This is a genomic window from Arthrobacter sp. TB 26 (assembly GCF_000427315.1).
Classification (GTDB): Bacteria; Actinomycetota; Actinomycetes; order Actinomycetales; family Micrococcaceae; genus Arthrobacter.
In genome coordinates this window covers 1,396-11,844 of the sequence record NZ_AUPJ01000096.1, presented here as the reverse complement: position 1 = coordinate 11,844, position 10,449 = coordinate 1,396, and the positions used below count along the sequence as shown (strand labels likewise).

7 protein-coding genes, 1 tRNA gene and 1 pseudogene are annotated in these 10,449 nt (G+C 67.8%); 3 read left to right on the top strand and 6 right to left on the bottom strand.

Translation table 11 applies throughout. The features are described 5' to 3' along the window. The 5 genes and pseudogenes from K789_RS0102660 to K789_RS0102640 form a co-directional block, all read right to left on the bottom strand. Nucleotides 1–380 (bottom strand): annotated as a pseudogene (locus tag K789_RS0102660) (hypothetical protein); the annotation flags it as partial. A gap of 33 nt (nt 381–413) precedes the next feature. Further along, entirely contained in the window at nt 414–1,085 is a 672-nt protein-coding gene (locus K789_RS0102655) for a TetR/AcrR family transcriptional regulator (protein WP_024365397.1), read from the bottom strand. Then, entirely contained in the window at nt 1,082–3,130 is a 2,049-nt protein-coding gene (locus K789_RS0102650; RefSeq protein WP_024365396.1) for a YhgE/Pip family protein, read from the bottom strand. The genes K789_RS0102655 and K789_RS0102650 overlap by 4 nt, the downstream gene beginning before the upstream one ends. Continuing rightward, a complete protein-coding gene (locus K789_RS0102645) occupies nt 3,127–3,840 on the bottom strand; it encodes an ABC transporter ATP-binding protein (protein WP_024365395.1) in 714 nt (237 codons plus the stop codon). Before K789_RS0102645 ends, K789_RS0102650 begins: the two co-directional genes overlap by 4 nt. A 116-nt stretch (nt 3,841–3,956) precedes the next feature. Beyond that, on the bottom strand, nt 3,957–5,414 hold the full coding sequence (locus K789_RS0102640) for a dihydrolipoyl dehydrogenase family protein (RefSeq protein ID WP_024365394.1): 1,458 nt from the start codon (nt 5,412–5,414) through the stop codon (nt 3,957–3,959). 219 nt (nt 5,415–5,633) lie between these two features. Between K789_RS0102640 and K789_RS0102635 the strand changes: the two genes are divergently transcribed. Further along, nucleotides 5,634–6,353 carry a FadR/GntR family transcriptional regulator gene (locus K789_RS0102635; protein ID WP_128081545.1) on the top strand — a complete coding sequence of 240 codons (720 nt, stop codon included), beginning with the start codon at nt 5,634–5,636 and terminating at the stop codon, nt 6,351–6,353. A gap of 91 nt (nt 6,354–6,444) precedes the next feature. Here K789_RS0102635 and K789_RS0102630 read toward each other — a convergent pair. Continuing rightward, nucleotides 6,445–6,518, bottom strand: a tRNA-Arg gene (locus K789_RS0102630). Between the two features lie 275 nt (nt 6,519–6,793). Here K789_RS0102630 and K789_RS0102625 point away from each other — a divergent pair. Further along, nucleotides 6,794–8,626: a phosphoenolpyruvate carboxykinase (GTP) gene (locus tag K789_RS0102625; RefSeq protein WP_024365392.1), complete on the top strand. Its 1,833-nt coding sequence runs from the start codon at nt 6,794–6,796 to the stop codon at nt 8,624–8,626. A gap of 367 nt (nt 8,627–8,993) precedes the next feature. Next, nucleotides 8,994–10,379 carry an FAD-binding oxidoreductase gene (locus K789_RS0102620; RefSeq protein ID WP_024365391.1) on the top strand — a complete coding sequence of 462 codons (1,386 nt, stop codon included), beginning with the start codon at nt 8,994–8,996 and terminating at the stop codon, nt 10,377–10,379. Nucleotides 10,380–10,449: the final 70 nt, after the last annotated feature.

Genomic DNA, 10,449 nt, shown 5'->3' with positions numbered 1-10,449 from the left:
GCCCGGCCTGGCAGGACGGTGCCGGCAACCAGCAGCAGCAGGGTGGCTGCGCCGCAGGCGGCGGCGAGGTAGAAGTACAGGTCCGGATGGTCGGAATCCACCCGGGCTGACATCGCATCCGGGTCGGCGTTGAAGGCCAGACCCCACTGGCGCAGGAACGAGATGCCGAAGGCGATAAAAAGGATGCTTCCGATCCCACTGGCCGCCAGGGTCCGGTGCCGCCGGCGGATGACCACCTCGGAGACGCAGGCCACGTAAGCTGCGGCGGAGGCCGCCAGGAACCACAGGAACACCGTTTCGTGCAGCGTGATGCCGGTCAGCGCCAGCAGTGCCAGCGCGGCGAGAAACGCACCGATGGCAAACTTTCCGCTGTTACCCATGTGGCCCATGTGACCAATCATCCCTGAGCGGGGCTATTTCACGACGTAGCCGCGCATGGACGCCATAATTGCTGTGACGCTTTGCTCGCGGGTCCGCTCCGGGTTGTAGGTCTGCCGGTCCAGTCCCACCACAAAGCAGGCCCCGAAGATGGCGGTCTCCAGGCTGCCCCTGGAGACGGCGGGATCCACCGGGTAGACGGCAGCCACCGCGTCAATCGCCGCCCCGACCACGGTGAGCATCCGCCCGCGGAGCTCCGAGAAGGTGTCCTGCCACTCGCTGGGGGTCCGCCAGTTCTCACTGACCCACAGCCGGGCAAAGGACGGGTACTCGTCCATGAAGTCCATGGCCTGCCCGATCATTTCGTCCATCGCCGCGAGCGGGTCCGCCGAATCGTCCCGGACGCTCAGCAGCCGTGCCAGCAGGATGTCCACCCCGTGGTGCAGCAGTTGGGCGATCAGATCCGACTTGCTGCCGAAGTTGTAGTACACCGTGCCCTTGGAGACCCCGGCAGCTGCCGCAATCTCGTCGACGGTCACCCCCGCCGCGCCGCGTTCGCCGATCAGTTCCATCGAGGCCTCGAAGAGCTTCTGCTTCGTCGCGTTGGTGCGGGCCGGCCGGAGCTTCTTCGCGGTTTCCGCGGGCGTCGCCGCAGCAGTTTCCTCGCCGCTGGCCCTTGCCGTGCTGCTGTCCCTGCGGCTGCTCATACGGTGATCTCCGGTTTCAGGGACTTCAGGGTCCAGTACTTGTGCTTCCGGACGGCCAGGGTGGACATGGCCGTCCCCAGCAAAGTGTAGCCAAGCAGGCCCAGCATCGTGGGCAGGATGACGGCCAGATCCGCGCCGTAGATCAGGTGCCGCATGCCGTTGACCACGTACCCCATCGGCAGGAGTTGGTGCACCACGTGGAGTGGCTGGGGTGTTGTCTGCCACGGGAACGTGCCGCCCGAGGAGACCAGCTGCAGCACCAGCAGGATGAGCACCACGAGCTTGCCCGGGGAACCGAGCAACGCGACGACGCCCTGGATGATCGCGCTGAACGCCATCGCCGCGGCCAGCATGAGGAACCACATCAGCCAGGGGTGGGCAGGGTTGAGGCCCAGCCCCACGTCGACTACAAGGGTGAGCAGGCTCGCCTGGACAGCTGCGACAGCCAGGAACGGAAGCCAGCCGCCGACGGCGATCTTCCACGCCGGGGCGTTCGACGCCAGTGCCCGCTGGGTCACGGGCCGCATGGCCTGGATCAGCATAAAGACGCCGATCCACAGGGCCAGGGTGAGGAAGAACGGGGCAAGGCCTGCGCCGTAGGAACCGGCCTTGGCCTGCGAGACGCTGCTGACGGCGACCGGATCCGCCATTACCTTGGCGAGGCTGTCCTTCTGGGTGTCGTCGGGGTTCGGGACCTGGCCGGCGCCCTTGGCGAGCTCAGCGGCAAGGGTTCCGGCGCCCCCGGTGGCCGTGGCCGCCCCGTTTTCCAGCTGGGCGGCGCCGTCGTCGAGTTTCTGTGCGCCCTCGGAGAGTTTCCCCGCGCCGTCGAGTGCGCTCTGCTGTCCTGTGGCGAGCGTGGCGGCGCCGCCGGCCAGCTGGTCCGCACCGGTGGACGCCTGGGTGATGGCGCCGCCGAGGGCGGGGGTGGCTTCCGCCAGCCTGGCCGCCCCTGCACTGACGCCAGCGGAACCGTCCGCCAGTTGCTGGATCTGACCTGCCGCGGACTTCAGTGCGGCCGCCGGGCCCGGGGCTGCGGGCGGGGCTGCGTTCGTGTCAAAGTCGGCCAGGATTGCATCAGCCTGGGCCGGGGTGATGGTCCCGGCGGCGACGAGCCGGCTGTTGGACGCGACCACCCGGCCGCGCTGAGCCTGGGCGGCCGCCTGTTCAGAGGCCGCCAGCTGGCCGGCCAGACCCTGCACCTTGGTGTTGAGCGCGGCGTTGCCGGCCGCCACCTGCGCGGCGCCGTCCGCCAGCGCCCGGGAATCGGCTGGCAGTGTGGCTGTCTTGTCCTCGAGCTGGTTCAGCCCGGCGCTGAGCTGCGCTGCGCCCGTGCTGAGCGCGGTGGCGCCGTCCCGGAGCTTGACTTGGCCGTTGTAGAGCCCGGCGGCGCCGTTCTTGAGATCGCCCGTGCCCTGGTGGAGCGTGACCGTCCCGTCGTGGAGGCTGGCGACCCCGTCGGCGAGTTGTCCGGCGCCGTCGGAGGCCTTGAGCATCTGCGAATGGATGGTCCCGAAACCGGTGAGGAGCTGGTTGGCGGTTTCCTCACCCACCTCGGTGGCCACCGTGGTGTGCACGGCAGTGGTGAGCTTGTCCACGATGGTGCTCAGCAGGTAGTTGTTCGCGTCATTGGTGGTGACATTGAGCATGGCCTGGTTGGCGGCGTCGAAGCTGCCGGGCGAGACGAGGTTCGCCGAGAAGTCCTTGGGGATCTTCAGGGCGAAGGCATACTTGCCCGTGCTCACGCCCTGGTCCGCTTCTTCGGTGTCGGAAACCGTCTGCCAGTTAAAGACGTGACCGTCCACGAGGCTGTCGGCGACCTTCCGGCCGGCCTCGAGCCGGGCGCCGTCGGCGGAGGTGGCGCCCGTGTCCTCGACCACGAGGGCGGCATCGATCTGGTTCAGCTTGCCGTAGGGATCCCAGTTGGCGTAGAGGTACACGGCGCCGTAGAGCAGCGGAACCATGGTCAGCGCCAGGATGGTGAGCTTGGGCAGCAGGCCGCCCGTCATCCGTTTGAGTTCGGAGCGGGCCAGCCGCAGCACAGTCACTTTGCGTCCTCAGTTTCGGGTGTGGTGGTTGCTTCCAGGGGTTCGGCGGCAGCGTCTGCGTCGTCCTCGGGAGGAGAGCCCGCGGTGCCGATCGTGGCGGCCGGGCCGGTCCAGCCGGCCGGGATGCGCAGGACGGTGGCAACGACGGCGAGCGGGCGCCCGGCGTCGTAGGCCAGTGCCTGCAGCCGCGGCAGCCAATCGGCCGGATCGCCGTGGCGGTCCGGGGAATCCACCACCAGCAGATCCGTCTGCGGGTTCGCCAGGGCAAGGGCCGTGAGCAACTCGATCCGTCGGGCGGCGGGAAGCTGCTCGGTCCACAGCCCGGCGATGTCCTCGAAGCGGTTGACTTTGAGCCAGGGCCTGCTCAGCAGCGAACCCCGGTACCGGCGCGGGACCAGGGCCAGATCCTCGGTGACGAGATCGCGGACGCTCAGGTGCTGCTCGGGTTCGTTCACGCCCGGGGAATCCACGACGGCGCTCGCCTGCCGCAGGGTCTTGATCCTGGTGCTGCCCTCCCACTCCGAACCGTCCCATTCAAATCGGCCGCCGGAGGGTTTGAGCCGTCCGCTCAGGGCCAGGGCCAGGGCGGTGCGCTGGTCCTGGCGGTTGCCGGAGACCAGCAGGAGCTCGCCGCGCCCGACCTGAAGGGAGGTGGCCGGCAGCAGTTCGTCCCGCCTCCCGTTCACGGAGAGCTGTTGCACGCGGAGCAAAGAGTGGCCTTTCGCAGATGAATGTCTACGACAAGGCTAACTAAACTGACCGGTCAGTTCAAATAGATTGGACTGGTTGTGATGAAACCGACGGCCGGTTCCCGTCCGCGGGCGGTTCAGAGCCCGTACTCCTCGAGCAGCCGCAGCCAGACCTCGCTGATCGTGGGGTACGCCGGCACGGCGTGCCAGAGCCGGTCCAGCGGGACCTCGCCGACGACGGCGATCGTGGCGGCGTGCAGCAGTTCGGCCACATCCGGGCCCGCAAAGGTAGCACCCAGCAGCACCTTCCGGTCCTCGTCAACCACCAGCTGGGCCCAGCCCTCGTACCGTTCGGCGTGCAATGAGGACCCGGCGACCTGGATGGGCAGTTCCACGGAGGACACCCTGAGGCCGTCGCGTTCCGCCTGCCGCACGGTCCGGCCCACACTGGCCAGTTCCGGATCGGTGAATACAACACTGGGCACCGCGTGGTCATCGGCGGTCCGGGCATAACGGCTCCAGGGGGCGGCCGGGCCGCTGAGGTCGCCCTTGGCACGGGCGGCGATGGCGTCGCCCGTCGCGCGGGCCCCGTACTTGCCCTGGTGGGTCAGCATGACCTTCCCGGCGGCGTCGCCTGCGGCGTACAGCCAGGGGGCGGCGTCGTTCCCGGCGGCTCCCACAACCAGCCCGGTGGAATCGGTGCTGAGCCGCAGTTCCTTTCCGTCCGCGGCGGCGAGGCCGACGCTTTCCAGCCCGATCCCTTCGAGGGCGGGATGCCGGCCGGTGGTGACCAGGACTTTGTCCGCTGTCACGGTGCTGCCGCCCTCAAGCTCAAGGGTGAGGGAACCGTCGTCGTTCTCGCGGACGCTTCCGGTTGCGGTGTGAAGGTGGATATCGACGCCGTCCGCCCGCAGCCCGGCGGCGACCAGCGTGCTCGCCTCCTCCGGGAAGGCGCCCAGCAGAGAGCCGCGGGCCACCAGGGTCACCGTGGCGCCGAGCCGGGCGAAGGCCTGCGCGAGTTCGGTGCCGGCCACGCCTCCGCCCAGGACTGCCAGGCGGTCCGGGATCTCGTGCGCGGATGTCGCTTCCCTTGTGGTCCAGTAGTCCACGTCGGGCAGCCCGTCGATGGGCGGCACGGTTGGGGACGAGCCGGTGGCCACCACGACGGCGTGGCGTGCCGTGAGTGCGTAGCTGTTGCCGTCCAGCCCCGCGACTTCAACCGTCCGGACGCCGGTGATCCAGCCGTGGCCGCGGATGAGCTCGATTCCGGTGTCCTCGACCCACTTGACCTGGCTGTCGTCCTGCCAGTTGGACGTGAAGTAGTCGCGGCGTTTCAGGACGGCGGCTACGTCCAGGGTCCGGGTGACGGCCTCTTCGGCGCCGGGCACAGTCTGGGCCCCGTGGAGGGCGGTCCCCGGGCGCAGCAGCGCCTTGGAGGGCATGCAGGCCCAATAGGAGCACTCACCGCCGACAAGCTCCGCCTCGATCAGCACGGCGGACAGCCCGCCCCGGACCGCACGGTCCGCCACGTTCTCGCCGACGGCGCCGGCGCCGATCACAATGACATCGAAATCCTGTTCAAACTGTGCCGTCATGGCAGAAGCCTACGCCCGGAGCCGTGCCGGCGAGCGCCATCAAACACCCTTTGCAGGACATGGGACCACCGCTACTGTGGGGAGCATACTTGGGGGAGGGGCAGGACGATGACGGCAGGCAACGTGTCCGCAGGCGGAACGGCCGCGGGCGGCGCAATCGCGGCGGGCGTTTCGAGAGCGGACGGCATGAGCGCCGCGGGCGCGACCGCCGCCCGGCCGATGCCGCAGGCGAGGTTCAGCGCTCAGGCCCGGCTGAGGGCCCTGCAGGCGGACATCATGGAGCTCATCCTCGAGCGTGAGCTGGAGGCCGGGGATCCGCTGCCGACCGAGCATGAGCTCTCCGCGGTGCTGGGAGTCGGCCGTAACACCCTGCGGGAATCCCTGAAGGTCCTCCAGGCCCTGGGCGTGATTGAAATCCGGCATGGCTTCGGCATGTTCGTGGCCCCGAACAGTTTTGACGCCCTGGCCGACGGGCTCACGTTCCGGGCCCGGTTGTCGCTGCGGCATCACAGCCAGGAGGCCCTGCAGCTTGTGGAGGTCCGGCAGGCGCTGGAGTCCGGGCTGATTGCGGGCGCCATGGATCTGATGACAATGGAGCATCTCGCGGCCGTCGAGGAATCCGTGCTCCGCATGGAGGCCCTGGCCGGATCCGGTGAGAATTTCGTGGAGGCGGCAGCTGAATTCCACCGCCGGCTGTTCGAACCACTCAACAACGAGGTGCTGGCCAATCTGCTCGGCGTTTTCTGGCAGGTATACCGTCGGGTTCACGTCGAGGTGGGCGCAGCGGAGGGGGTCGATCTCCTGACGGAAGCGGCCGTGCACCGGGGGATCTACGAGGCTGTCTCGACCGGGGACAAGGTTCTCGCGGCCCAGCGGCTCCACGGCCACTTCGACGGCATCCGGCACCGGATCAGCCAGGCCATCTCCCCGCAGCGGTGAGCCACCGGGTCCGCCGTCGAGGGTTGTCGAGGGTTGTCGAGGGTTAAAGAAAAGATCCGCACCGGCGGACCGGTGCGGATCTTTCTCTCTGTGCGCCCAAAGGGATTCGAACCCCTGACCTTCTGTTCCGTAGACAGACGCTCTATCCAGCTGAGCTATGGGCGCATTCTCAGTTCTTGGAACTTCTCGCTCCCCGAACCTCGAATTACTTTACGCGAGGTGGGGCCGTAGTTCCAAATCGAAACAGGTGTAATCTGGCCGACTAGACCGGTCTATGTGACCTTAGTCACAAAATGGGGGCTTTTGATGCGGGTGATTCCTTGGATTTCCGGGGTTTTTGTTTTCCGGCCCCCCGGACATCCCACATCTTGCCCCATTTTCGGGGGGTGATCTAGCCCTACATTTAGGACACACGACTGAACCCGAGGAAGGGAACCGTAATGGGAGATTTGGCGCGACTGCCGTTGCTTGAAAAGGCACCCACCACACATGCCGGCCTGCTGGCATGGGTTGAAGAGGTAGCTGAACTGACCCAGCCGGACCGGATCCACTGGGTAGACGGCTCCGAGGAAGAGAACACCCGGCTCACGGACGAACTCGTCGCCGCGGGCACGCTGACCCGCCTGAACGAGAAGCTGTTCCCCAAATCTTTCGCGGCATTCTCCGATCCCGCCGATGTGGCCCGCGTCGAAGAGCAGACCTTCATCTGCTCCGAGAACGAACGCGATGCCGGCTTCACCAACAACTGGATGGCTCCGTCGGAGATGAAGGAGAAGCTGCGCGGCCTGTTCAGCGGCTCCATGCGCGGCCGCACCATGTACGTCATCCCGTTTGTCATGGGCCACCTTGACGCCGAGGATCCCAAATTTGGCGTGGAGATTACGGACAGCGCCTACGTTGTCGCCTCCATGCGCATCATGGCCACGATCGGCACCGAGGTCCTGGCCAAGATCACCGCCACCAACGCCTTCTTCGTCCCGGCCCTGCACTCCCTGGGCGCGCCGCTGGCCGCCGGCCAGGCCGACGTCGCGTGGCCGTGCAACCCGGACAAGTGGATCGTGCACTTCCCTGAGGAGCGCTCCATCTGGTCGTTCGGCTCCGGCTACGGCGGCAACGCCCTGCTGGGCAAGAAGTGCTACGCCCTGCGCATCGCATCCGTGATGGCCCGCGACGAGGGCTGGCTCGCGGAGCACATGCTCATCCTCAAGCTGACCTCGCCGGAGAAAAAGAACTACTACATCTCCGCCGCGTTCCCGTCCGCCTGCGGCAAGACCAACCTCGCCCTGCTGGATCCGACCATCGAGGGCTGGAACGTCGAGACCCTCGGTGACGACATCACCTGGATGCGGATCGGCAAGGAAGGCGAACTTCGCGCCACCAACCCTGAGGCTGGCCTGTTCGGTGTCGCCCCGGGCACCGGCTGGGGCACCAACCCCAACGCCATGCGCGCCATTGCCAAGGGCCACAGCATCTTCACCAACGTTGCCCTCACGGACGACGGCGGCGTGTGGTGGGAAGGAATGACCGACGAGGTTCCGGCGCACCTGACCGACTGGCAGGGCAACGACTGGACCCCGGCGTCGGACAAGCCCGCAGCCCACCCGAACTCCCGCTTCTGCACCCCGATCTCGCAGGTCGACATGCTGGCGGAGGAGTACTTCAGCCCCGACGGTGTGGAGCTCTCCGCAATCCTCTTCGGCGGCCGCCGCAAGACCACGGTTCCCCTGGTCACCCAGGCCCGCAGCTGGACCAACGGCATCTTCATGGGCTCCACACTCTCCTCCGAGACGACGGCCGCTGCTGCGGGCCAGGTCGGCGTGCTGCGGCGCGACCCGATGGCCATGCTGCCGTTCATCGGCTACGACGCGGGCGACTACCTGAAGCACTGGATCAGCGTCTCCGGCAAAGCCAACCCGGAACGCCTGCCCCACATCTTCCTGGTCAACTGGTTCCGGCGTACGGCCGACGGCGACTTCGCCTGGCCTGGCTTCGGCGACAACGCACGTGTCCTCAAGTGGGCCATCGAGCGCATCGAAGGCAAGGCGGACGCCGTCGAGACCCCCATCGGCTTCGTGCCGGCCGGGCACTCCCTGGACCTCACCGGCCTGGACCTGACGCACGCCCACGTGGAAGACGCCGTCCGCGTGGACCGCGAGGAGTGGGACACCGAGCTCGCCTCCATCGAGGAGTGGTACGCCAAGTTCGGCGATTCCCTGCCCGAGGCGCTGCGCTCAGAGCTCGAAGGCCTGAAGGAACGCATGGCCGCGCACTAGCAGCCAGCAGATCCAACGACGGCGGCCCCGCACCTTGCGAAAGGTGCGGGGCCGCTGTCGTACTCTCATCGATTGTCCCCACCGGTTCCCTAGCCTCACAAGTTCGGCCAGGGAACCCTGCCGTCGTGAGCCCACCCGGCCCTTATGATCCCTCAAAAGGGCCGTTGCGGAACAACCGATCAGTAGCTGGGCTGGCGAGCCGGCAGCCGGGACTTAGGTCCCTAGACCGCAGTCGGAGGGGACCCTAAGCTCAAACGCATTCATCAGCCGGGCGGTCCGCCGACTGGAGAGGGTGCTGGGGCCATTCCATGCGTGCGCCACCGCGCCCCCAACCTGCTCGCAGCACGCGAGCGCACAGGAGCTCACCATGCTTGTCACCGACGACATCCAGGCCTTGTCCACGGCTGTCAGCGGACCGGTCGCCTTGCCGGACAGCCCCGAATTCGCGGACGAGACGCGCGCCTTCAACGCCGCCACGGTCCACCGGCCCGACGTCGTCCTCGGGGCGGAGAACGCACAGGACGTCGCAGCCGGGGTGAAGTGGGCGGCAGAACGCAGGCTCCCCGTGGCGGTCCAGTCCACCGGGCACGGCGCTGACTCGGTGGTGGATGGTGGCCTGCTCATCAACACGCGCCGCCTGCAGGAACTGCAGATCGATCCGGTCGAACGCACCGCACGCGTTGGGGCCGGGGTGAAGTGGCGCAACGTCCTCGAGGCAAGTGTGCCGCTCGGGCTGGTCGGACTGCACGGTTCGAGCACTGACGTCGGCGTCGTTGGCTACACCCTCGGCGGCGGGCTGCCCGTGCTGGGCCGGGCCCACGGGTTTGCGGCGGACCATGTCCGCAGTATGGAGGTCGTGACCGCCGACGGCGCGCTGCGCCGGATTAACGCCGAGGCCGAAGCCGAGCTGTTCGCGCTGATGCTCGGCGGCAAGGGCAACTTCGGGATCGTGACAGAACTCGAGTTCAGCCTCTTTCCGCTGGGTGATTTCTACGGCGGCGGGATCATCTATCCCGGGGCGGATGCAGCCCACATCCTCGCTGCCTTCCGGGAGTGGCTGCCCGCACTGCCGGACCACGCCTCGCCCTCAATCTCCCTGCTCCGGCTGCCGGAGATGGAGTTCGTTCCGGCGCCGCTGCGGGGCCAGTTCGTGGTGCACCTGCGCTTCGCCTTCCTGGGGACCCGTGAGGACGGCGACGCACTGCTTGCCCCGATGCGGGCGGTCTCGAGGCCGTTGATGGACACGGCCGGGCCCATGAGCTACCTTGACGTTGACCAGATCCACATGGACCCGGCGGATCCGCTCCCGTTCACTGCCGGCGGAGCGCTCCTGAAAGACCTCGGCGAAGAGGCCGCCGCGGACCTGCTGAAACTCACCGGCGAGGGCTCGGACTGTCCGCTGCTCCTCGTCGAGATCCGGCCGCTCGGCGGGGCCCTGGCCCGTGCCGGGGCGCTGCCCGACGCCGTGTCCGGGCGTGACGCGGCCTTCCTGCTGTTCCTTCTCGGGTTCAAGATGCCACCGTTCGCAGAGGCTGTCGCCGCCTCCATCCGCGGGGTCCTGGCTGAGATGGCTCCGCACTCCACGGGATACACGCTGGTAAATTTCCACGGCGAGCCCGGCGATGAAGCGGACCGGGCGAGGGCCTGGTCGCCCGCGGTCTACGAGCGGATGAGGGTCGCAAAGTCCAGCTACGACCCGGGCAACCTCCTGCGCTTCGGCCACACGATCACCGGCGTGCCGTCCGCGACCTGACCCTCCGTGCGGGGTCGTTCCCGCGACACGCGTCACGACGACGACGGCCCCGCACCCTTGCTACGAAGGG

What these genes read in the sequence shown, in the direction of transcription:
- K789_RS0102640 (WP_024365394.1), bottom strand. Translation starts at nt 5,414, where the DNA reads ATGACGGCACAGTTTGAACAGGATTTCGATGTCATTGTGATCGGCGCC.
- K789_RS0102620 (WP_024365391.1), top strand. Translation starts at nt 8,994, where the DNA reads ATGCTTGTCACCGACGACATCCAGGCCTTGTCCACGGCTGTCAGCGGA.
- K789_RS0102655 (WP_024365397.1), bottom strand. Translation starts at nt 1,085, where the DNA reads ATGAGCAGCCGCAGGGACAGCAGCACGGCAAGGGCCAGCGGCGAGGAA.
- K789_RS0102625 (WP_024365392.1), top strand. Translation starts at nt 6,794, where the DNA reads ATGGGAGATTTGGCGCGACTGCCGTTGCTTGAAAAGGCACCCACCACA.
- K789_RS0102635 (WP_128081545.1), top strand. Translation starts at nt 5,634, where the DNA reads ATGCCGCAGGCGAGGTTCAGCGCTCAGGCCCGGCTGAGGGCCCTGCAG.